This window comes from Variovorax sp. LG9.2 (assembly GCF_035018885.1).
In the GTDB taxonomy this organism is placed as follows: domain Bacteria; phylum Pseudomonadota; class Gammaproteobacteria; order Burkholderiales; family Burkholderiaceae_C; genus Variovorax.
Genome location: NZ_JASJXB010000030.1, coordinates 14,958 through 37,404, shown reverse-complemented (window position 1 = coordinate 37,404; position 22,447 = coordinate 14,958). Strand labels below are relative to the sequence as shown.

General features: G+C 62.8%; 23 protein-coding genes. 16 read left to right on the top strand and 7 right to left on the bottom strand.

Features of this window, described 5'->3' with window-relative positions:
• The first annotated feature begins 54 nt into the window (after window positions 1-54).
• The 3 genes from QN413_RS22220 to QN413_RS22210 all read left to right on the top strand — a co-directional run bounded on the left by QN413_RS22220 (window position 55) and on the right by QN413_RS22210 (window position 4,557).
• On the top strand, window positions 55-1,095 hold the full coding sequence (locus QN413_RS22220) for an NADP-dependent oxidoreductase (RefSeq protein ID WP_323498772.1): 1,041 nt from the start codon (window positions 55-57) through the stop codon (window positions 1,093-1,095).
• Window positions 1,096-1,210: 115 nt separating this feature from the next.
• On the top strand, window positions 1,211-2,185 hold the full coding sequence (locus QN413_RS22215) for a Bug family tripartite tricarboxylate transporter substrate binding protein (protein ID WP_187053995.1): 975 nt from the start codon (window positions 1,211-1,213) through the stop codon (window positions 2,183-2,185).
• The gene (locus tag QN413_RS22210; protein ID WP_323498771.1) at window positions 2,185-4,557 is read left to right on the top strand and encodes a cytochrome P450/oxidoreductase; all 2,373 of its coding nucleotides are present in this window, start codon (window positions 2,185-2,187) and stop codon (window positions 4,555-4,557) included. Before QN413_RS22215 ends, QN413_RS22210 begins: the two co-directional genes overlap by 1 nt.
• 32 nt (window positions 4,558-4,589) lie before the next feature.
• Here the strand turns inward: QN413_RS22210 and QN413_RS22205 are convergent, their stop codons facing one another.
• The 3 genes from QN413_RS22205 to QN413_RS22195 all read right to left on the bottom strand — a co-directional run bounded on the left by QN413_RS22205 (window position 4,590) and on the right by QN413_RS22195 (window position 7,548).
• Complete coding sequence (locus QN413_RS22205) at window positions 4,590-4,973, bottom strand: tautomerase family protein (protein WP_323498770.1); 384 nt, start codon at window positions 4,971-4,973, stop codon at window positions 4,590-4,592.
• Between the two features lie 91 nt (window positions 4,974-5,064).
• On the bottom strand, window positions 5,065-5,937 hold the full coding sequence (locus QN413_RS22200) for a DMT family transporter (protein ID WP_323498769.1): 873 nt from the start codon (window positions 5,935-5,937) through the stop codon (window positions 5,065-5,067).
• 75 nt (window positions 5,938-6,012) lie between these two features.
• Complete coding sequence (locus QN413_RS22195) at window positions 6,013-7,548, bottom strand: class I adenylate-forming enzyme family protein (protein WP_323498768.1); 1,536 nt, start codon at window positions 7,546-7,548, stop codon at window positions 6,013-6,015.
• A 241-nt stretch (window positions 7,549-7,789) separates the two neighbouring features.
• Between QN413_RS22195 and QN413_RS22190 the strand changes: the two genes are divergently transcribed.
• Entirely contained in the window at window positions 7,790-8,038 is a 249-nt protein-coding gene (locus QN413_RS22190; protein ID WP_323498767.1) for a hypothetical protein, read from the top strand.
• Between the two features lie 37 nt (window positions 8,039-8,075).
• Here the strand turns inward: QN413_RS22190 and lipA are convergent, their stop codons facing one another.
• The 4 genes from lipA to QN413_RS22170 form a co-directional block, all read right to left on the bottom strand.
• A complete protein-coding gene (lipA, locus tag QN413_RS22185) occupies window positions 8,076-9,056 on the bottom strand; it encodes a lipoyl synthase (RefSeq protein WP_323498766.1) in 981 nt (326 codons plus the stop codon).
• A gap of 20 nt (window positions 9,057-9,076) precedes the next feature.
• Window positions 9,077-9,796, bottom strand: coding sequence for a lipoyl(octanoyl) transferase LipB (lipB, locus tag QN413_RS22180; RefSeq protein WP_323498792.1), 720 nt, complete (start codon window positions 9,794-9,796; stop codon window positions 9,077-9,079).
• 145 nt (window positions 9,797-9,941) lie between these two features.
• Window positions 9,942-10,223 (bottom strand): YbeD family protein, encoded by a 282-nt coding sequence (locus tag QN413_RS22175; RefSeq protein ID WP_323498765.1) that lies wholly within the window; start codon window positions 10,221-10,223, stop codon window positions 9,942-9,944.
• A gap of 24 nt (window positions 10,224-10,247) precedes the next feature.
• Window positions 10,248-11,120: an aminotransferase class IV gene (locus QN413_RS22170; RefSeq protein ID WP_323498764.1), complete on the bottom strand. Its 873-nt coding sequence runs from the start codon at window positions 11,118-11,120 to the stop codon at window positions 10,248-10,250.
• 176 nt (window positions 11,121-11,296) lie between these two features.
• On the opposite strand from QN413_RS22170, the gene QN413_RS22165 reads away from it, so the two are divergent.
• From QN413_RS22165 to QN413_RS22110, 12 genes are all read left to right on the top strand, one after another.
• A complete protein-coding gene (locus QN413_RS22165) occupies window positions 11,297-11,782 on the top strand; it encodes an ATP synthase subunit I (protein ID WP_323498763.1) in 486 nt (161 codons plus the stop codon).
• Window positions 11,783-11,798: 16 nt separating this feature from the next.
• Complete coding sequence (atpB, locus tag QN413_RS22160) at window positions 11,799-12,668, top strand: F0F1 ATP synthase subunit A (RefSeq protein ID WP_323498762.1); 870 nt, start codon at window positions 11,799-11,801, stop codon at window positions 12,666-12,668.
• Between the two features lie 69 nt (window positions 12,669-12,737).
• On the top strand, window positions 12,738-13,001 hold the full coding sequence (gene atpE / locus QN413_RS22155; protein ID WP_007830191.1) for a F0F1 ATP synthase subunit C: 264 nt from the start codon (window positions 12,738-12,740) through the stop codon (window positions 12,999-13,001).
• Window positions 13,002-13,087: 86 nt separating this feature from the next.
• On the top strand, window positions 13,088-13,558 hold the full coding sequence (locus tag QN413_RS22150) for a F0F1 ATP synthase subunit B (RefSeq protein WP_187054005.1): 471 nt from the start codon (window positions 13,088-13,090) through the stop codon (window positions 13,556-13,558).
• A 6-nt stretch (window positions 13,559-13,564) separates the two neighbouring features.
• Window positions 13,565-14,095, top strand: coding sequence for a F0F1 ATP synthase subunit delta (locus QN413_RS22145; RefSeq protein ID WP_187054006.1), 531 nt, complete (start codon window positions 13,565-13,567; stop codon window positions 14,093-14,095).
• A gap of 45 nt (window positions 14,096-14,140) precedes the next feature.
• Window positions 14,141-15,694, top strand: a complete 1,554-nt coding sequence (atpA, locus tag QN413_RS22140; RefSeq protein WP_323498761.1) for a F0F1 ATP synthase subunit alpha — start codon at window positions 14,141-14,143, stop codon at window positions 15,692-15,694.
• Window positions 15,695-15,727: 33 nt separating this feature from the next.
• Window positions 15,728-16,603, top strand: coding sequence for a F0F1 ATP synthase subunit gamma (gene atpG, locus QN413_RS22135; protein ID WP_187054008.1), 876 nt, complete (start codon window positions 15,728-15,730; stop codon window positions 16,601-16,603).
• Window positions 16,604-16,656: 53 nt separating this feature from the next.
• Window positions 16,657-18,069, top strand: coding sequence for a F0F1 ATP synthase subunit beta (gene atpD / locus QN413_RS22130; protein ID WP_187054009.1), 1,413 nt, complete (start codon window positions 16,657-16,659; stop codon window positions 18,067-18,069).
• Between the two features lie 12 nt (window positions 18,070-18,081).
• Window positions 18,082-18,501: a F0F1 ATP synthase subunit epsilon gene (locus QN413_RS22125; protein ID WP_187054010.1), complete on the top strand. Its 420-nt coding sequence runs from the start codon at window positions 18,082-18,084 to the stop codon at window positions 18,499-18,501.
• A 221-nt stretch (window positions 18,502-18,722) separates the two neighbouring features.
• The gene (locus QN413_RS22120) at window positions 18,723-19,892 is read left to right on the top strand and encodes an ROK family protein (RefSeq protein ID WP_323498791.1); all 1,170 of its coding nucleotides are present in this window, start codon (window positions 18,723-18,725) and stop codon (window positions 19,890-19,892) included.
• The gene (locus tag QN413_RS22115; protein ID WP_323498760.1) at window positions 19,889-21,418 is read left to right on the top strand and encodes a sugar ABC transporter ATP-binding protein; all 1,530 of its coding nucleotides are present in this window, start codon (window positions 19,889-19,891) and stop codon (window positions 21,416-21,418) included. The genes QN413_RS22120 and QN413_RS22115 overlap by 4 nt, the downstream gene beginning before the upstream one ends.
• A complete protein-coding gene (locus QN413_RS22110; RefSeq protein ID WP_323498759.1) occupies window positions 21,396-22,412 on the top strand; it encodes an ABC transporter permease in 1,017 nt (338 codons plus the stop codon). Before QN413_RS22115 ends, QN413_RS22110 begins: the two co-directional genes overlap by 23 nt.
• The last annotated feature ends 35 nt before the right edge of the window (window positions 22,413-22,447 follow it).

Sequence of the window (22,447 nt, the reverse complement as noted above, 5' to 3'; positions counted from 1 at the left end):
CGGCCGCGGCGCGCGACTAGCATTCCGGCTCATCACAACGAAGGAGACAACACCATGACCGCTCTCGTCAACCACCAGGTTCGCCTTGCCAAACGCCCCGACGCCGCTGCCACGCGCGAGCATTGGAGCTTTACCGACGAAGCGGTCGGCGAGCCGGCCGACGGCGGCGTGCTGGTCAAGACCTTGTCGCTGTCGCTCGACCCCGCCATGCGCGGCTGGCTCAACGACGCCAGGAGCTACATCCCACCGGTCGCCATCGGCGAGGTGATGCGGGCCGGCGGTATCGGCAGGATCATCGCTTCGAAGAATCCGGCCTTCGCGGTCGGCGACACGGTGTACGGCACGCTCGGCGTGCAGGAGTACATCGTGATTGCGCAAGACGAGTTGAAGCGCAATGGCTTGGTCAAGATCGACCTCCGCGCCGGCAGCATCGGCCAGTGGCTCAACGTGCTCGGCATGCCGGGTATGACCGGCTACTTCGGCCTGATGGATGTCGGCCAGCCGAAGGAGGGCGAGACCGTCGTGGTGTCGGGCGCAGCAGGCGCGGTCGGACAGACCGTCGGCCAGCTCGCGAAGATCAAGGGTTGCCGCGTGTTCGGTATCGCCGGCGGCGAGGCCAAGTGCAAGTGGGTGGTCCAAGAGCTGGGCTTCGACGCCTGCATCGACTACAAAGCTGGCGAGGGCGCGGTGCGCGCGGGCCTGAAAGAGCATTGCCCCAAGGGCGTGGACATCTACTTCGACAACGTCGGTGGTGACATCCTCGACGCGGTATTGGCCAAGCTCGCACGCAAAGCACGCGTCATCATTTGCGGCGCCATCAGCCAGTACAACAACGCCAACAGCATGCCCGCTGCTGGCCCGCGCAACTACCTGAGCCTGCTGGTGAATCGCGCGCGCATGGAAGGCATCGTGGTGTTCGACTACGCCGACCGTTACCCGATCGCGATCAAGGAATTGGCCGGCTACCTGAAAGACGGTCGCATGAAGAGCAAGGAAGACGTGGTCAAGGGCATCGAGACTTTCCCCGAGTCGCTCAACAAGCTTTTTGCCGGCGAGAACTTCGGCAAGCTGGTGCTCGAAGTCGCGACCGACTGAGGCTGTCCGATCGAGGCAATTTGTGCCGTGTCGTCACGGTAAACACCCATGAAGAATCGGGCCCGGCAGAGGACACTAAGCCGGGCTTTTTATCGATCACTGTTTGGAGACATGCATGAAGAAAATTTTGGCGAGCTGCCTGCTGGCACTGCCTTTGCTCGCCGCGTCGGGCGCCATGGCGCAAGCGCAAACCTTTCCCTCCAAGCCGATCCGCTGGGTCGTGCCTTACGCGGCCGGCGGCGGCTCCGACTTTCTGGCGCGCTCCATCAGCCAGGTGATGTCGACGCAGATCGGTCAGTCGATCCTGGTCGACAACAAGCCGGGCGGCAACACAGCGATCGGCGCTTCGGAAGTGGCACGCGCGGCGCCCGACGGCTACACGGTGCTGTCCGCCGACAACGGCACGCTGGTCTACAACCCGGTGCTCTACAAGACGCTGAGCTACAGCCCGACCAAAGACCTGGCGCCCGTCACGTTGATGGGTCGCTTCCCGATGATCCTGGTGGTCGGTCCGGGCATCTCGGTCAAAGACGCCAAGGACTTCATCGCGCAGGCTAAGGCCAAGCCCGGCGGGCTCAACTACGCATCGGCCGGCGCCGGCAGTCCGCACCATCTGGCGATGGAATTGCTCAAGTCGGAAGCCGGCCTTTTCATGGTCCACGCGCCGTACCGCGGTGCCGCGCCAGCGCTTGCCGATGTGGCCGGTGGACAGGTGCCGGCGATGATGGTCGACTTGGCGGCCGGTGCCGGCTTCATCAAGGGCGGTAAGGTCAAGGCGTTGGCGGTGGCCAACGCAACGCGCCTGCCGCAGTTGCCTGACGTGCCGACCTTCGCCGAGCTGGGCTACAAGAACGTCGAGGCCGCTGCGCTGGTCGGGATGGTGGTGCCCGCCGCGACACCGCCCGAGGTGATCGCTGCGCTCAACAAGCAGGTGGTCGCGGCCATCAACGACCCCGCAGTGCACAAGCGGCTCGAAGACTTCGGCGTGGAGCCGGTCGGCAACACGCCGGCACAGTTCGCCGAGCTGCTCAGAACGGAAACCGTGCGCTGGCAAAAGCTGATCCGAGACCTGAAAATCACGCTGGATTGATGAGCACGCTCGAACCCCCGGTCCGCGGTGCGGGCTGCCCGGTGGCGCACGGGCCGTTGTCCGCGGAGCGTACGCCCACCGGTTGTCCGGTGAGTCAGCGCGCGGCCGACTTCGATCCGTTCGAAGACGGCTACCAGCAAGACCCGCCGGAGTACGTGCGCTGGGCGCGTGAGCAAGAGCCGATCTTCTGGAGCCCCAAGCTCGGCTACTGGGTCGTCACGCGCTACGACGACATCAAGGCGATCTTTCGGGACAACATCACTTTCAGCCCGTCGATCGCGCTCGAAAAGATCACCCCGACCGGCGACGAAGCCAATGCGGTGTTGGCGTCTTACGGCTTCGCGCTGAACCGTACGCTGGTCAACGAAGACGAGCCCGCGCACATGCCGCGGCGCCGCGCGCTGATGCACTCGTTCACGCCTGAAGAACTGAAGCACCACGAGCCGATGGTGCGGCAACTTGCGCGTGAGTACGTCGATCGTTTTATCGACGACGGCAAGGCCGACCTGGTCGACCAGATGCTGTGGGAAATCCCGCTCACGGTAGCGCTGCACTTCCTCGGCGTACCCGAAGAAGACATGGACACGCTGCGCAAGTACTCGATCGCGCACACCGTCAACACTTGGGGCCGGCCCAAGCCCGAAGAGCAGGCGGCGGTGGCGCACGCGGTCGGCAACTTCTGGCAGTTCGCTGGCAAGGTGCTCGACAAGATGCGCCAGGATCTCGATGGCCCCGGTGCCGCGGAAAGTGGTGGATGGATGCAATACGGTTTGCGCAAGCAACGCGAGCTGCCCGATGTCGTCACCGATTCGTACCTGCACTCGATGATGATGGCCGGCATCGTGGCCGCGCACGAAACCACAGCCAATGCGTCTGCCAATGCGATGAAGCTGCTGCTGCAGCATCCGGACGCGTGGCGCGAAATGTGTGAAGACGCGAGCCTGATTCCTAACGCGGTCGAAGAGTGCCTGCGCCATAACGGCTCGGTCGCGGCCTGGCGCCGCATGGTCACGAAAGATTCGCGCATCGACGGTGTCGATCTGCCGGCGGGCTCCAAGCTGCTCATCGTGACCTCGTCGGCCAACCACGACGAGGCGCACTTTCCCGATGGCGATCTGTTCGACATCCGGCGCGACAACGCGAGCGACCATCTCACCTTCGGCTATGGCTCGCACCAGTGCATGGGCAAGAACCTGGCGCGCATGGAGATGCAGATTTTTCTGGAGGAGTTCAGTCGGCGCCTGCCGCACATGCGTCTCGCGCCGCAACAGTTCAGCTATGTGCCCAACACGTCGTTTCGCGGGCCCGAGCATTTGTGGGTCGAGTGGGACCCGGTGCACAACCCCGAGCGCGCACATCCTGCGTTGCGTCGTCCGCAAGGCGTCGAGCCATTACGGCTAGGTGAACCGTCGAAGGGTGCGATCACTCGGCCGGTGGTGGTCGAGAGCGTCACGCCGGTGGCCGAAGGCATCGTCAAGCTGCGCGTGGTCGCACCCGATGGACGACCGATGCCGCGTTGGGCGCCGGGCTCGCACATCGACATCGAATGCGGACATCCCGATGTGTCGCGCCAGTACTCGCTGTGCGGTAATCCTGCAGATACGAGCGCGTTCGAGATCGCGGTGCTGCGCGACCCGGAGAGCCGCGGTGGATCGAGCTGGGTCCATACGTCGATTCAGGTCGGCGACAAGCTCAAGATCCGTGGGCCGCGCAATCACTTTCATCTCGACGAGTCCGCGCGCAAGCTCATCTTCATCGCGGGCGGCATCGGTATCACGCCTATCAGTGCGATGGCGCGACGCGCCAAGGAACTCGGCATCGACTACGAGCTGCACTACAGCGGTCGGCACCGCGCCACGATGGCATTTCTGGATGCGTTGCGCACGTTGCATGGAGACCGGTTGAAGGTCTACGCGCAGGACGAAGGCCCGCGCAACGACTTGGCGGCGCTGCTCGCCACACCCGAAATGGGCACGCAGGTCTACGCGTGCGGTCCGCTGCGGATGCTGCAAGCGCTCGAAGCGCATTGCGCCGCGTGGCCCGAAGACACGCTGCACATCGAGCATTTCGTATCGACCTTGCGCACGCTCGACCCATTACGCGAGCGTGCCTTCGATGTCGAGTTGAAAGACTCCGGCATCGTCGTGCATGTGGCCGCGGACCAGACCGTGCTGTCGGCCCTGCGCGCCGCCAACATCGACGTGCAGAGCGATTGCGAAGAAGGCCTGTGCGGCTCGTGCGAAGTGCGCGTGCTGTCAGGCAAGGTGAATCATCGCGACGTGGTGCTCACGCGCGCCGAGCGCGAGGCCGGTGTGAAGATGATGACCTGCTGCTCGCGTGCGTGCGGTGATCGGCTGGTACTCGAACTTTGACGCTTGCTCACCGCTGAGCACCTCGAATCAAGTCAGGTCACATACTGCGCCTCGCCATTGCCGAACGACCAGTTCTCCTTGCGCACCTCGACAAGATTGATGAAGACGTCCTCGCGTCGCATGCCGAGTCGTTCGTGCAGCCCATCGACGATGGCCTTGTAGGAGGTTTGCTTCTGCTCGACCGTGCGCCCTTCGTTCAGCGTGATCTGGATCAGCACGCAGTCGGCGGTGCGCTGGATGCCCATGTAGGTCTTGTCGACGATGAGGTCGTCCGGCGCGTGCTCGGTGATGATCTGGAATCGATCGTCCTTCGGCACGTTGATGGTCGCGATCATCGCGTTGTAGATGACGTCGCCGATGGTCTGGCGCTGCGCGACCGATTTGCCGCGTGCGAGGTCGATGCGAACGAGGGGCATGAGGATCTCCTTGGGGTCAATTGGGGTTGTGCCTTGGATGAAGATACTGCCTTGGCGAGACGAATGCCACTGAATCGATAGCGAGCAGAGCCTATGCGGCTGGCGCGCGACCCGCGCGACCGCTTGCGCGCGAGCCCATGAGTGCGGCGGCGATGATCAGCGCGGCCGCCAACGCGATCGACCATGTGAGCGGGCGACCCGTCACCAGCAGGAGCAGAGCCGTCGAGGCCAGCGGTGTGAGGTAACTCAGGATGCCGATCTGCCGCGCGTCGCCACGCTTGAGCGCCATGTCCCAGACGAAGAAAGCCGCGCCGAGTGGGCCGAGGCCGCATAGCACGATCAGCATCCAGTCCTTGCCGACGAGCGTTGCCGATGGTTCCAGCAACGCATGGCACACCAGAGCAAGCGCGCCCGACACGAGGCCGAACAGGCCGATGGCCGACGTCGGAAAGGCCGCGACCCGCTTGGTCCACAGCGAATAGCTGGCCCAGATAAAGGCCGAACCGAGCGCCGGAACGAAGCCCCAGTACTCGGTCACTGCAGACGATGCCGTGCCGCTGCGTGCGCCGAGGATGGCAACGGCGGCACCCACGAAGCCGAGCAGTGCAGCGACGATGTGCAACGGCCGCAACGACACGCCCGGCAGCAGCAACGGCGCCAACACCACCATGAACAACGGCCAAAGGTAGTTCACCAGATTGGCCTCGATCGGTGGCGCGTGACGCAGTGCGATGAACAGCAGAAAGTGAAAGCCGAAGAGGCCGTAGATGCCGAGCGCGAGCGTCGTCTTCGGCACCTTCCAGGCCGCGCGGTCGCGCAGCACCAGTGGCCAGCTCGGCATGCTTCCGATGATGAGCGCGAGTCCCGTCAGGAGAAAAGGCGGAACGTGCGACAGCGCGCTGCCGAGCGAAGCGAGCGTGGCCCAGATGGCGATGGCGATGAGAGCGTAGAGAGTCGAAGACATGGCGCGCGAGCTTAGAGCACGTGCCGCGGGTGTCGATGCGCGGGCCTCGGTCGCGCATCGATATGCGCGGAAGACTTAACGCACCCGCTCGCGCAACTCGCGCTTCAACACCTTGCCGATCGCACTGCGCGGCAGCTCGTCGATCCAATGCAAGGCCGACAGTCGCTGCGTCTTGCCGAGCTGCGCATTGGTCCATTGCAAGAGCGTGTCCTCAGGCGTGTCATCGCCTGCGCGGCGCACCACGAACGCCACCGGCGTTTCGCCCCATTGTTCGGACGGAACACCGACCACGGCAACATCCGCGACGGCCGGATGCGCGCGCACCACGGCCTCGAGATCACTCGGGTAGATGTTGAAGCCGCCGCTGATGACCAAGTCCTTCTTTCGGTCGAACAGCGTGAGAAAGCCGTCGGCATCGAAGCGACCGACATCGCCGGTGCGGATGAACCGTTTGCCTGTTGCATCGAACCATTCGGCCTCGCGCGTTTTTTCGGGCTGGCGGTGGTAGCCGGTCATCATGCCGGCCGAACTGCCGACGACCTCGCCGTCGGCGCCCGGTGCGACCTCGCGACCGTCTTCATCGATAAGCCGAATGTCGCTGCCTTCGGCCGCCCGCCCGACAGTGTGCAGTTTGGTCGGGTGCAGGTGTGCCTCGAGGATGCAGGTGCCACCGCCTTCGGTCATGCCATAGAACTCGATCAGCCCGCCGGGCCAGCGCGCGAGCACGTCGGCCTTGAGAGCGGCACCGAACGGTGCGCTGGTGCTGAACTTGGCACGAAACGATGACAGGTCGTGGTCGCCGAAGGCCAAATTCGCCATCAGGCGCTGGTACTGAACCGGCACGAGCATCGTGTGCGTGACGCGATGTTGCTCGGCGAGTGTCAGGTAGCCGACCGCATCGAACTTCGGCATCAGGATCACGCAGCCGCCGAACGCCAGCGTCGGAAAAAAGACGACCAGCGTGGTGTTGGAGTACAGCGGTGTCGAGAGCAGCGTGACGGTGTCGCGGCCGTAGCCGTATTTGGCGCCACGCTGAACGTGCGCCCAGCGCATGCCGTGACCTTGCACGATGCCTTTGGGCTCGCCGGTGGTGCCCGATGAATAGATGATGTTGAAAGGCCACGACGGCTGCACCTCGACCGCGGCGGGCTGGGCGCCGACGGGCAACAGCCAGTCATCGAATGTGCGGCCGGCGTTCGAGCCGTCAAGCGTGATGCGGGTCGGCGTGGGTGCGTTGCCGGTGCCGTCGGCAGTCGATGCATCAATGAACAGCAGGCGCGCTTCGGAGTCTTCCATCATTCGGGCCAGACTGGCGGACGTCGATCCGGGCGCCAGCGGTGCCACGGCGACTCCGGCACGCAACGCGCCCAGAAACACGGCTGCGTACGGCACCGAAGCCGCTGCGCAAATTGCGATAGCGTCACCGGCGCCCAGACCGTCGCGCTGCAGGCTCGCCGCGATGCGGTCCATCAGCGCGTCGAGTTCGGCGTAATTCAGCGTGGTGCCGGCATCGCGCAGAGCGGGGCGCTCGGGGTTTTGCCGTGCGTGGAGCGCGATGAGGTCGGAAATCGCGCCGAAAACGCGATCGATGGCGGTCTGGAAGGTGTCCATCAGGGTTTGATCTGGCTGAAAAGAGGTGGTGGGGCGAGAGTAAAGCTCAGTCAAAGCTATGTATCAGGGATTACCGGGAGACGGGAGCCGTCAACCCGGTCCACGGGCAGGGCGTTGTCTGCACATGACGAATACTTTCAATACGATCCCGATGATCAATGTTGTTCGCGCAGACGACAAGCGTTCAGGCCCGCCAACGCGACAGCCGCAGCCCCGTCGGTCCAGCTCTAGCTGAGCATTCATGACTGAAAACAAGATCGCCCGATGCGCAAGCGCCGCGGTGGTACTCGGACTTTTGCTCTCGACTGCAGGTTGCGTCGTGGCCCCTGGCCCATACGGCGCGCCGGGGCCCGTGTATGTCGAGCCGCCGATCATTTCGGTAACGCCGACCTATGTGAGCCCGGGCGTCGGCTTCATCTGGATGCAGCACCCTCGCTACGGTTACGGCTGGCACCACCCGCAATACGGCTGGCATCGCGGCTGGCGCTGAGAAGTCCGGCTGCAGGCTTTTCAGCCCGTCAACGGCGTTAAACGCCCGCTGCGTGCGCCTGCTGGTCGGCGTGGTAGCTGCTGCGCACCATCGCACCCACTGCTGCATGGCTGAAACCCATCTTGTAGGCCTCTTCCTCGAACATCTTGAAGGTGTCCGGGTGCACATAGCGGCGCACCGGCAGGTGTGAGGTCGATGGCGACAGGTACTGGCCAATGGTCAGCATGTCGATCTCGTTTTCGCGCATGTCGCGCATCACTTGCAAAATTTCTTCGTCGGTCTCGCCCAGGCCCACCATGATGCCGCTCTTGGTCGGTACTTTCGGATGCAACGCCTTGAACTTCTTCAGCAGGTTCAAGCTGAACTGGTAGTCGCTGCCGGGACGCGCTTCTTTGTACAGGCGCGGCGCGGTTTCCAGGTTGTGGTTCATCACATCTGGCGGCGCGAGCTTCAAAATCTCCAGCGCGCGGTCGTCGCGGCCGCGGAAGTCGGGCACCAGAATTTCGATCTGCGTCATCGGCGAGAGTTCGCGGATGTTGCGGATGCAGTCGACGAAGTGCTGGCTGCCACCATCTCGCAAATCGTCCCTGTCGACGCTGGTGATCACCACGTACTTCAACTTCAGCCTGGCGATGGTCTTCGCCAAATTGAGCGGCTCGTCCTTGTCGAGGGGGTCGGGTCGGCCGTGGCCGACATCGCAGAACGGGCAGCGCCGCGTGCACTTGTCGCCCATGATCATGAAGGTCGCGGTGCCGTTGCCGAAGCATTCGCCGATGTTCGGGCACGACGCTTCTTCACACACCGTGTGCAGATTGCTTTCCCGCAGGATCTGCTTGATCTCGTAGAAGCGCGTTGTCGGCGAACCGGCGCGCACCCGAATCCACTCCGGCTTCTTCAGCACCTCCCTCTGGATTACCTTGACCGGAATGCGCGACAGCTTGGCCGCGGCCTTCTGCTTGGCAAGAGGGTTGTAGGTTTCCTGGCTCTGGATGTCGCGGACGACTTCGGTGGTGCTCATATCGGACTGCTAGGGCGGGATCAGGGTGCAAGGGCGGTGATGAGCTTCTGGCTCAACACCCGGGCAGCGTCGTCCCAAGTGGTTCGGACGCCGATTGTAGAAAGGTCGACTGTTTTCAGCCCCGCATAGCCGCAAGGGTTGATGCGCGAGAAGGGTTCGAGGTCCATCGCGACGTTGAGCGCAACACCGTGGTACGTGCAATGGCGGCTGACTTTGATGCCGAGCGCGGCGATCTTGCCGAGGCCGGCGAAGGTATCGATCGGCAGTGCACCCGCAGATGTGCTTGCTAAGGTTCCCATCGATGCAGGCATTGCCGATGAGGCCAGCCGCGCATGCGAAAACGGATCGTCCAGCCGAACGTAAATACCTGGTGCGCCAACGATGCGATGCCCTGTCACGCCGAAATGCGCCAACGTGCGGAGCACCGATTCTTCCATGCGATAGACGTACTCTTTGACGTAGTAGCCAGCGCGGCGCAGATCGAGCAATGGGTAGGCGACGACTTGGCCCGGTCCGTGATAAGTCACCTGACCGCCGCGGTCGGATTGCACGATCGGGATGTCGCCGGCGTCGAGGATATGGTCCCGCTTGCCCGCGAGACCCTGCGTGAAAACCGCGTCGTGTTCGCACAGCCAGAGCATGTCGGGTGTTTCTGCGGTGCGTTCCTGCGTGAAATTTTTCATCTCGGCGAAGGTCGCTGCGTAGTCGGCAGGGCCAAGCCGCTGCACTTCGATCGGCATCGGCTCTTGCGGTGCGTCGATGTGTGGCGAAGTCGCCGGAGCGGTCATTTCGCCTCCGGCCCTGCGTGCAGCGCGCAGATCGCCAGACTAAAAACGCACGGCGCGCAGCGAAGTTGTCTTCGGCGCTCCAGCGAACGCGAAAGCCTCAAAGAACGACCTTGACTGAAGGGTGCGACGACAGCGCCCGATACAGCTCATCGAGCTGTTCACGACTGGTAGCGGTGACGGTGATCGTCACGCCCAGGTAGTTGCCGGCCTTGCTGTCGCGCAGTTCGACCGTGGTCGCGTCGAAGCTCGGATCGAACCGTTCGGCGATCTGCGTGATGGCATGCACGAAACCGTCGGCCTTGACGCCCATCACCTTGATCGGGAACTGGGACGGGTATGCGATCAGCGATTCCTGTTTAATGGGATCAGGCGTGCTCATGACGGGCTCCGTAGGGTGTTTCGGTTAGCGATTGCGCTGCTTCGCGTCCTGGTAAGCCGCGTACAGTTTTCGATAGATGGGGCCGGGTCGGCCTTTGCCAATGGGTTGGCCATCGAGCGTCACCACTGGCAACACTTCCTTGGTCGCGGACGACAGCAGCAATTCGTCGGCACCGAACACTTCGTCCCGCTTGATCCGCCGCAATTCGAAGGGGGTGCCGCTGTCACCGCACAGTCGTTCGAGCAATCCATAACGAATGCCGGCCAGCACGAGTTCGTCTTTGGGTGATCCGCTCATGCGGCCGTCTTTGACGACCCATACGTTGCTGGACGACGCTTCGCTCAGGAACTCGCCGCGAAACATCACGGTCTCGGTGGCGCCAGCGTCGGCGCTGATCTGCCGCGCCAGCACCGCGCCCAGCAGGCTCGTGGCCTTGATGTGCGCTTTTTGCCAGCGAAAGTCGGCGGCGGTGACGCAACTAACACCCGCAGCGCGCACCGCATCGGGCACCGGCTTCATAGGGTTGACCATTGCGAACACGGTGGGCATTAGGCCTTTCGGCATCGCGTGGTCTCGCAGCGCTACCCCACGCGTCACCTGGTAGTAGACGGTTTGCGGCAAGGCGCCGCCCGGCGCGGCGAGCCGCATCGTGATATCGCGCCACTGGTCTAGCGTGAGCGGGTTATCGATCTGCAACTCGGCCAGAGACCGACCCAGCCGCGCCATGTGTTCTTCGAAGCAAAAAGGTCGCCCTTCGTAGACCGGGACGACTTCGTAAACACCATCCCCGAAGATAAAACCCCGGTCGAGCACGCTCACTTTGGCGTCACGCAGCGGGGTGTACTCCCCATCGAGGTAGCAGAGCGTGTCGGGCAAGGCGTTGGCGATCGGGTGCATGAGGAATTATGGTCGGCCGGCCTTGGTGTGCTCTTGGTAGAGGCAAAGGTTCCGCTCTCGCTGCACGTTTTGCGCATTGGTGTGCGGTCATGCCTGGAAAGGCATTGGATTTACTTATAATCAATGGCTTTGTAGAAATTCCTGATCGCTCTGCGCTGTCCCCGGGCTTCACTTTAATGAAAAAAATCGCCCGGGACGACGTGGATACTTTTGATACGCAAGTAAACGACCAGGAAGCTGACTTCAAGCCGCTCACGGCCGATGAGGCGCAGGCGTTGAGGGCTAAGAGCCCGTCGGTTTCCCTTTGGCGGGTGATCGCGGGCCAGTTGGTGGTCGGGGTGCTGGTGGCTTTGGCCGCCTGGGGCCTGACCGGGAGGCAAAATCTAGGTTGGTCGGCTGGGTACGGCGCGCTGGCAGTGGTCATTCCCGCTGCGGTGTTCGCGCGGGGGCTGACCGGCAAGTTTTCTTCCCTGAATCCGGGCACCGCGGTGTTTGGATTCTTTTTGTGGGAAATGGTCAAGATGGCCTTGTCGCTCGCGATGTTGATCGCGGCGCCAAGGCTGATTACGGCGCTGAGCTGGCCTGCAATGCTGGTCGGTTTGGTGGTCACAATGAAGGCGGCCTGGTTGGCGGTGGCGTTAACGCCCCGGCGCCGGCAATAACGAGACAAGTAACGGAATGGCTGCTGAAAACGCTGCGGAACACGGTCCAACAGCTGGTGAATACATCGTTCACCACTTGACGCATCTGCAAAGCTCCAAGCCGGGTGGCGTAGCCGATTTTTCGGTCTTCAATTTCGATTCATTGTTTTTCTCGATCGCGCTCGGCGCGCTCGGTTGCTTTTTCTTGTGGCTGGCTGCGCGCAAGGCGACGTCGGGCGTGCCTGGACGGTTCCAGGCCTTTGTCGAACTGCTCGTCGAAATGGTTGATCAGCAGGCCAAGGGCATCGTGCACAACGCCCAGAGCCGCAAGTTCGTCGCGCCGCTCGCGCTGACGATCTTCGTGTGGATTTTCATGCTTAACGCGATGGACCTGTTCCCGGTGGATCTGTTCCCGTTCATCTGGGAAAAGGTCTATGGCGCGGCCGGTGGCGATCCGCATCACGCCTACCTTCGCGTAGTGCCGACCGCCGATCTGTCGATCAGCATGGGTATGTCGGTTGCGGTGCTGCTCATCTGCCTGTACTACAACATCAAGATCAAGGGCCTTGGCGGTTGGGTTCACGAGCTTTTCACTGCGCCCTTCGGCAATCATTGGGCGTTGTACCCGTTCAACTTCGCGATGCAGATCATCGAGTTCGTCGCCAAGACGGTTTCGCATGGCATGCGGCTGTTCGGCAACATGTACGCCGGGGAGCTGATCTTTTTGCTGATCGCCCTGATGGGCGGCGCCTGGTCGTTGTCGGCGACCGGTATCCTGCTCGCGCTGGGCCACATAGTGGCTGGTACGGCATGGGCCATCTTCCACATCCTGATCATCACGCTGCAAGCGTTCGTGTTCATGATGCTGGCGCTGGTCTACGTGGGTCAGGCCCACGATCAACATTGATCTTCGGATCGACCCAGTTTCGTTTTCTGTTTTCTGTTTCTCGTCAACCAAAGTCCTCTAGGAGTCATCATGGAAGTTATTAGCTTTGTTGCACTGGCCGCCGGCCTCATCATCGGTCTGGGCGCTGTCGGCGCATGCATCGGCATCGGCATCATGGGCAGCAAGTACCTCGAATCGGCTGCACGCCAACCCGAACTCATGGGCGAACTGCAAACCAAGATGTTCCTGCTGGCTGGTCTGATCGACGCCGCTTTCATTATTGGTACCGGTATTGCGTTGTGGTTTGCTACGGCCAACCCTTTCCTGGCGCAAATCGCCAACCTGCCCAAGTAAGTCCTTCTCATCGGACCTTCGATGTCGTTTCCCTGTTTTTCACTGGTGAGATGGCCTCGGTTTCAATCCCATAGAGAGGGTAAAAAGTGAGCATTACCGGTACCCTGATCGTTCAGATGATCGTGTTCCTGATCCTGGTTGGGTTCACGATGAAGTTCGTGTGGCCGCCGATCACGAAGGCGCTCGACGAGCGCGCCGCGAAGATCGCCGAAGGCCTCGCTGCTGCCGACAAGGCCAAGTCCGAGTTGTCCGCCGCCAACAAGCGCGTGGAAGTCGAACTCGGCCAAGCGCGCAACGAGTCCGCGCAACGCGTGGCCGATGCTGAGCGTCGCGCACAGGCCATCATCGAAGAAGCCAAGTCGCGTGCGACCGAAGAGGGCAGCAAGATCGTTGCAGCCGCGCGCGTCGAAGCCGATCAGCAAGCGCTGAAGGCACGCGAAGCATTGCGCGAGCAAGTTGCAGCACTTGCCGTCAAGGGCGCAGAGCAGATCCTGCGCAAGGAAGTGAATCCGGCCGTGCACGCCGATTTGCTGGCCCGCCTGCAGACCGAGCTTTGAGGCACCATGGCTGAACTCGCCACCATCGCACGTCCTTACGCCGAGGCGCTGTTCAAAGCGTCTTCGTCGAACCTCGGTGCCACCAGCGCCTGGCTCGACAAGCTGGCCGTGATCTCGACCGACCCTGCCTTGCTGCAGTTCGCCAGCGGCCCGCGTACGACCACCGAGCAAATGCTCGGCATCGTAACGAGTGCCAACGGTGCGCCGCTGACGGCACCTGCGCAGAACTTTCTGGGCGCGTTGCTCGACAACGGCCGTTTTGCGGTGCTGCCGGAAATTGCGAAGCAGTTCCGGGCACTCGCGAATGCCCGAAGCGGTTCTTCGGACGCCATCGTGTACAGCGCTTTCCCAATCGACGACGCAGCCCTGGTCGGCGTGTCGGCCGCGCTCGAAAAGCGCTTCGGCCGCAAGCTGCAGGTGACGGTTCAGCAAGAGCCGGCGCTCATCGGCGGCATTCGTGTGGTGGTCGGCGACGAGGTGCTCGACACCTCCGTCAAAGCGCGCCTCGAACAAATGAAAGTTGCGCTGGCGGCCTGACGGCCCCCAGCCTCCAGCCCTTTACAAAGAAAGAAGGAAAGAGTCATGCAACTCAATTCCGCAGAAATTTCCGAGCTGATCAAGAGCCGTATCGAAGGCCTCGGCGTCAGCGCGAACATTCGCAATGAAGGCACCGTGGTGTCCGTTACCGACGGCATCGTGCGCGTGCATGGTCTGTCCGATGCGATGCAGGGCGAAATGCTCGAGTTCCCGCCGACAGCCGACGGCACTCCGACTTACGGGCTGGCACTGAATCTCGAGCGTGACTCCGTCGGTTCTGTGATTCTGGGCGAGTACGAGCACATCTCCGAAGGCGATACCGTGAAGTGCACGGGCCGCATTCTCGAGGTGCCCGTGGGCCCGGAACTGATCGGCCGCGTGGTGAATGCACTGGGTCAGCCGATCGACGGCAAGGGCCCGATCAACGCCAAGATGACCGACGTGATCGAAAAGGTCGCTCCGGGCGTGATCGCCCGCAAGTCTGTCGACCAGCCGCTGCAAACCGGTCTCAAGTCGATCGATTCGATGGTGCCGATCGGCCGCGGTCAGCGCGAGCTGATCATCGGTGACCGGCAGACCGGTAAGACCGCCGTCGCGATCGACGCGATCATCAACCAGAAGGGCCAGAACGTCACTTGCGTCTACGTCGCGATTGGCCAGAAGGCTTCCTCGATCAAGAACGTGGTGCGTGCGCTCGAGCAAGCGGGTGCTATGGACTACACCATCGTGGTCGCTGCTTCCGCATCGGAATCGGCCGCCATGCAGTACGTGTCGGCCTACTCGGGCTGCACCATGGGCGAGTATTTCCGCGACCGTGGAGAAGACGCGCTGATCGTGTACGACGACCTTTCCAAGCAGGCCGTGGCCTACCGCCAGGTGTCGCTGCTGCTGCGTCGGCCACCAGGTCGCGAAGCCTACCCAGGCGACGTGTTCTATCTCCACAGCCGCCTGCTCGAGCGCGCCGCCCGCGTGAACGAAAAATACGTCGAAGACTTCACCAAGGGTGCAGTCAAGGGTAAGACCGGTTCACTGACGGCGCTGCCAATCATCGAGACACAAGCCGGCGACGTGTCCGCGTTCGTGCCGACCAACGTGATCTCGATTACCGATGGCCAGATTTTTCTGGAGACCAATCTTTTCAACGCCGGTATCCGTCCTGCCATCAATGCGGGCATCTCGGTGTCGCGCGTCGGTTCGGCTGCGCAGACAAAGATCATCAAAAGTCTGTCAGGCGGCATTCGTACCGACTTGGCGCAGTACCGTGAACTGGCCGCGTTCGCGCAGTTCGCGTCCGACCTCGACGAAGCCACCCGCAAGCAACTCGACCGTGGGGCCCGCGTGACCGAACTGCTCAAGCAGGCGCAATACAGCCCGCTGCCTGTCTCGTTGATGGGTGCGACGCTGTTCGCGGTGAACAAGGGCTTCATGGACGATCTCGAGATCAAGAAGGTGCTGCCGTTCGAATACGGTCTGCATCAATTCCTGAAGTCGAGTTACGCACCGCTCCTCGACAAGATCGAAAAAGCCAAGGCGCTCGACAAGGATGCGGAAGCCGAATTGACGGCCGCCGTCACCGCTTTCAAGAAGTCGTTCGCCTGATCGCCCCGATCGACCTGACGACAAGGAACTGACATGGCAGCAGGTAAGGAAATCCGCGGCAAGATCAAATCGGTGGAGAACACCAAGAAGATCACTAAGGCCATGGAAATGGTCTCGGTTTCCAAGATGCGCAAGGCGCAGGAACGCATGCGTGCCGCTCGCCCCTACAGCGAAAAAATCCGCAACATCGCGGCCAATCTCGGCAAGGCGAACCCGGAATACACGCACGCGTTCATGAAGACGAACGAGGCCAAGGCGGTCGGTTTCATCATCGTGACGAGCGACAAGGGCCTGTGTGGCGGGTTGAACACCAACCTGCTGCGTGCAGTGACCGTGAAGCTGCGCGAGGCGCAAAACGCCGGCATCGCCATCGAATCAGTCGCGATCGGCAGCAAGGGGCTCGGCTTCTTGAATCGCATCGGCGCGCGCGTCGTGGCGCACGTGACCCATCTGGGTGACGTGCCGCACCTCGACAAGCTGATCGGCCCGGTCAAGACGCTGCTCGACGCTTACGCCGAAGGCAAGATCTCGGCGGTGTACCTCTGCTACACGAAGTTCATCAACACCATCAAGCAAGAACCGCTGGTGGAACAGTTGCTGCCGTTGGCCGTCGATTCGCTTCAAACCGAGCCGGGCGCACATTCGTGGGACTACATCTACGAGCCCGATGCGCAGAGCGTCATCGACGAGTTGCTGGTGCGCTATGTCGAATCGCTGGTCTATCAGGCGGTTGCCGAGAACATGGCGTCGGAGCATTCGGCGCGCATGGTCGCGATGAAGGCAGCAACCGACAACGCGGGCAATGTGATTGGCGAGCTGAAGCTGATCTACAACAAGACGCGTCAGGCCGGCATCACCAAAGAACTGTCCGAGATCGTCGCAGGTGCGGCAGCCGCCGCCGGCGTTTAAGTCTCAGCGCTTCAGTCGACGTTCTCAAACAAACAACTTTTATCGGAGCACACATGGCTCAAGCAATCGCAGAAGGCAAGATCGTTCAATGCATCGGCGCCGTGGTCGACGTGGAATTCCCGCGTGACCAGATGCCGAAGATTTACGACGCGCTCAAGTTCGCCGGCAGCGCGCTGACGCTCGAAGTCCAGCAGCAGCTCGGCGACGGCATCGTGCGCACCATTGCGCTCGGTTCGTCCGACGGCCTGCGCCGCGGCCTGATCGTGACCAACACGAACGCGCCCATCACGGTGCCGGTCGGCAAGGCTACGCTCGGTCGCATCATGGACGTGCTTGGCGCGCCCATCGACGAACGCGGCCCGGTCAGCCAGGAACTTACCGCATCGATCCACCGCAAGGCGCCTGCCTACGACGAGCTTTCGCCGTCGCAGGACCTGCTGGAAACCGGCATCAAGGTGATCGACCTGATCTGCCCTTTCGCCAAGGGCGGCAAGGTGGGCCTGTTCGGTGGCGCCGGAGTGGGCAAGACCGTGAACATGATGGAACTCATCAACAACATCGCCAAGGCCCACTCGGGCGTGTCTGTGTTCGCAGGTGTGGGCGAGCGGACCCGTGAGGGCAACGACTTCTATCATGAGATGGCCGACTCCGGCGTCGTGAACCTCGAGAACCTCGAGGAGTCGAAAGTGGCCATGGTCTACGGCCAGATGAACGAGCCTCCGGGCAATCGTCTGCGCGTGGCGCTGACCGGTCTGACCATCGCAGAATCGTTCCGCGACGAAGGCCGTGACGTGCTCTTCTTCGTCGACAACATCTACCGCTATACGCTGGCCGGTACCGAAGTGTCGGCACTGCTGGGCCGTATGCCCTCCGCCGTGGGCTACCAGCCCACGCTGGCTGAAGAAATGGGCCGCCTGCAAGAGCGGATCACGTCGACCAAGGTCGGCTCGATCACTTCGATCCAGGCCGTCTACGTGCCAGCCGACGATTACACCGATCCGTCGCCTGCCACTACCTTCGCCCACCTGGATTCGACCGTCGCGCTGTCGCGTGACATCGCTTCGCTCGGCATCTACCCCGCTGTGGACCCGCTCGATTCGACCTCACGCCAGCTCGACCCCAACGTGGTCGGCGAAGAGCACTACAACACGGCCCGCGCCGTGCAGGGCATGCTGCAGCGCTACAAGGAACTGCGCGACATCATTGCGATTCTGGGCATGGACGAACTCGCGCCGGACGACAAGCTCGCCGTGGCCCGCGCCCGCAAGATCCAGCGCTTTTTCTCGCAACCGTTCCACGTGGCAGAAGTGTTCACCGGAACACCGGGCAAATACGTGCCACTGGCCGAGACCATCCGTGGTTTCAAGATGATCGTCAACGGCGAAGCCGACCACCTGCCGGAACAAGCGTTCTACATGGTGGGCGGTATCGACGAGGCGTTCGAAAAGGCCAAGAAGGTCGCTTAACAAGGAATCACCATGGCAGGCACTATTCATGTGGACGTGGTCAGCGCGGAAGAGTCGATCTTCTCGGGCGAAGCCAAGTTCGTCGCGCTGCCCGGTGAAGCCGGCGAGCTCGGCATCTTTCCGCGCCACACGCCGCTGATCACGCGCATCCGTCCGGGGGCCGTGCGAATCGAGATGGCCGACGGCGGAGAAGAGTTCGTCTTCGTGGCGGGTGGCATTCTCGAAGTGCAGCCGCACTCGGTCACCGTGCTTTCCGACACCGCCATCCGCGGGAAGGACCTCGACGACGAGAAGGCCAACGTTGCCAAGGCAGCTGCCGAAGAAGCGCTCAAGAACGCCAAGACCGACATCGACATCGCGATGGCGCAATCGGAGCTTGCGGTCATGGCGGCACAACTCGCGGCACTGCGCAAATACCGCGACAAGAAGTGATCGCCACGCGTACTTGAGATTAGGCCGCCTCCGGGCGGCTTTTTCGTGGCTGCACCAAAGCGGGCCCCATCGCAACACTTCGAACTAAACATATCCGAAGTTCAGCCTTGTCTGGCTGAAGCCGCGCCTCTAATATTCGCGTTCGCCCGGCATCAAGACCGGCGCAACGAGACATGGAGATACAACGCTTGGCACGTTGGAGCGCACTCACCGCTGACGAGATGCAACTGCTGGAGACGACCTTTTGGTCGACCGGCGGTTCGCGCCATGGCATGGCGGAGCGCCTTGGCTTTTCCAAAAGCAAAGCCAATGCGCTGATCGCCGGGCTCGTCGATCAAGGTCTGCTCGCCGAGTCGGGACTGCAAAAATCCTCCGGCGGTCGCCGCGCAGAGAACCTTCAACTGAACTTCGCGCTCGGCGTGCTCATCGGCATCGACATCGGCGCGACCAGCATCGACGTCGCCGTGCTGGGGCCCGACCTCACTGTGCTGGCGCACCACTCCGAGCCGGCCGATGTGCGCGACGGCCCCGGCGTCTTGCTGGCCCGCGTGCGCACCTTGATGCGCGAGCTGCTCACCCGATGCGGCAGCAGCGCCAAAGAGGTGATCGGCATCGGCATCGGCGTGCCTGGTCCGGTCAACTTCGAGAACGGTCAACTGGTCAACCCGCCGTTGATGCCGGCATGGGACAGCTTCTCGATCCGCGACTACCTGCGCGAAGACTATGCCGCACCCGTCTTCGTCGACAACGACGTCAACCTGATGGCGCTCGGCGAACTCTGGCGCCTGCAACGCTCGCTCTCCAACTTTCTGGTAATCAAGGTCGGCACCGGCATCGGCTGCGGCATCGTGTGCCACGGCGAGGTGTACCGCGGTGCTGCCGGTGCGGCGGGCGACGTCGGCCACATCTGCGTCGACCAGGAAGGGCCGCGCTGTCATTGCGGCAACCTCGGGTGTGTCGAAGTGATGGCGGCGGGACCGGCGATCACGCGCATGGCCGTGGCGGCGGCAGAAGCGGGCCAGAGCGCCGCGCTGGCCGAATGCCTGCGTGCCCACGGAACGATCGAAGCGCTCGACGTCGGCCACGCCAGCCGCGAAGGCGACGCTGCGGCCAACGCCATCATCCAGCGCGCCGGCAGTCTGATAGGCCAGATGCTGGCGTCGGTCGTCAACTTCTTCAATCCATCGCACGTGTTCATCGGCGGTGGCATCACGCGCATCGGCCCGCTCTTTCTGGCGTCGGTCCGTCAGAGCGTTTACCAGCGGTCGCTGGCGCTCTCGACGCGGCACCTCGAAATTCAGTACACGCCGCTGGGCACACAGGGCGGTTTGATCGGCGCGGGCGTGCTGGCCATGCAAGAGACGCTCAGGGTGCGTGGAGTGGCGCCATGATCAGTGGCTCTGGCGTGTCCGTCGAGTTCGACAACGTTGTCAAGGCGTTCGGCGCGGTGCAGGTGCTGCACGGCGTGAGCTTCGCCCTGGCACCTGGTCGCGTCTACGGCTTGCTCGGCGAAAACGGCGCCGGCAAGTCGACGTTGATGAAGATCCTGGCCGGCTACGAGCCGTTGACCGGCGGCGCATTGCGCGTCAACGGCACGCAGCAGGTATTCGCGAGCTCGAGAGACGCCGAGGCGCTCGGCATCGTGCTGATCCACCAGGAGTTCAACCTCGCTGAAGATTTGAGCGTCGCGCAAAACATCTTCCTGGGGCACGAGAAAAAAAGAGGTTGGCTGCTCGACGACGCCTCGATGGAACGCGACGCTGCCGCTGCACTCGCGCAGGTCGGACTGCGGGTCGACCCGACGACCAAGGTGCGCCGCCTCATCGTCGCCGAGAAGCAACTGGTCGAGATCGCCAAGGCCGTCGCGCGTCGCGCCCGGCTGCTCATCATGGACGAGCCAACCGCCACGCTCACCCCAGGCGAGACCGAACGCCTCTTCAATCTCATTGCGCAACTGCGTGCCGATGGCGTGACCATCGTCTACATCTCGCACAAGCTCGATGAAGTCGAGCGCGTGACCGACGAAGTGATCGTGATGCGCGACGGCCGATTCGTCGCGCGCTCGTTGACGGCCGACATCACACGCCATCAGATGGCGAACCTCATGGTCGGCCGCGAACTGTCGGACCTGTATCCGCCGCGCGACGTGGTCGTGACGGCCGATGCGCCCGCGATGACGGTGCGCAATTTCAGCGTGCCCGGTTGGGCGCAGGACGCGAGCTTCGAAGTGCGCCCTGGCGAAATCCTCGGCTTCGCCGGCCTTGTCGGCGCCGGCCGAACCGAACTCTTCGAAGGTCTGCTCGGCTTGCGGCCCGCGAGCGGCAGCGTGGAGCTGCTGGGCAAGCCGGTGCCCGGCGCCGCCGGATGGCGCAACCCACGCGATGCTGCCAAGCATGGGCTGACCTACCTCAGCGAAGACCGCAAGGGAAAGGGCCTGCACGTCGATTTCGGACTGCGCCAGAACCTCACGCTGATGGCGCTCGAGCGCTACGCCGAGCCCTGGCTAAAGCCTGATGTGGAGCGCGCGGCGCTGTCCGAGGCGATAAAGGACTTTGGCATTCGCACCGGCTCACCCGACGTCAAGGCGTCCTCGCTGTCGGGGGGCAATCAGCAGAAGCTGGCACTCGCCAAAGTGCTGCAGCCGCACCCGAAGGTCGTGGTGCTCGACGAGCCGACGCGCGGCGTCGACGTGGGCGCCAAGCGCGACATCTATTTCCTGATCCAGCGACTCGCCCGTGAAGGGCTCGCAGTGATCGTCATCTCGTCCGAGCTGATGGAACTGATCGGCCTGTGCCACCGCGTGGCGGTGATGCGCGCAGGCCGCATCGTCGCCACGCTGGACGCAGAGCATCTGACAGAAGAGGAGCTGATCGCTCATGCCACCGGAACCGCAAATGCCACCGCCCAAGCTGACTGAATCGACCGAGTCGACCCATCGCGCCGAGGCCCGGCCGCGCTGGACGGAGCGACTGCGCGCCGTCGGTCCGGTGCTCGGACTCGTGCTCCTTTGCATCGTCGGTACCGCGCTCAACAGCGATTTCGCGACCGTCGACAACGCGATGAACGTGCTCACGCGCACTGCCTTCATCGGCATCATCGCGGTGGGCATGTGCTTCGTCATCATCTCGGGCGGCATCGACTTGTCGGTGGGCTCGATGGCGGCGCTGATCGCGGGCAGCGTGATCATGTTCATCAACTGGGCCGGACCGGCATTCGGCTCGCCCCTGCTCGCGGTGGTCATGGGCGCGGTGCTGGCGGTCGTGCTGGGCGCCGTGTTCGGATTGGCGCACGGCCTGCTCATCACCAAGGGGCGCATCGAACCTTTCATCGTGACGCTCGGCACCCTCGGCATCTTTCGCGCCTATCTCACCTACTTCGCCGACGGCGGTGCACTCACGCTCGACAACAACCTGTCGGACCTCTATGCACCGGTGTACTACGCCAGTATTTTCAGCATTCCGATCCCGGTGTGGGTCTTCGTGATCGTCGCCATCATCGGCGGCATCATCCTCAACCGCACGGCGTATGGCCGCTACGTGCAGGCGATCGGATCGAACGAACAAGTGGCGCGCTACGCCGCTGTCGATGTCGACCGCGTGAAGATCCTGACTTACGTGCTGCTCGGCGTGTGCGTCGGCATCGCGACGCTGTTGTACGTGCCTCGTCTCGGCTCCGCTTCGCCGACCACCGGCCTGCTGTGGGAGCTCGAAGCCATCGCAGCCGTGATCGTCGGCGGCACGGCGTTGAAAGGCGGCGCGGGCAGCATCACCGGTACGGTCATCGGCGCCATTCTGCTCTCGGTCATCAGCAACATCCTGAACCTCACCAGCGTCATCAGCGTGTACCTCAACGCGGCGGTGCAGGGTTTCGTGATCATCAGCGTTGCGTTCCTGCAGCGCGGTCGTCGCTAGTTCGATTTTCGATTTCGCTTCCGTTTTCCGTTCCC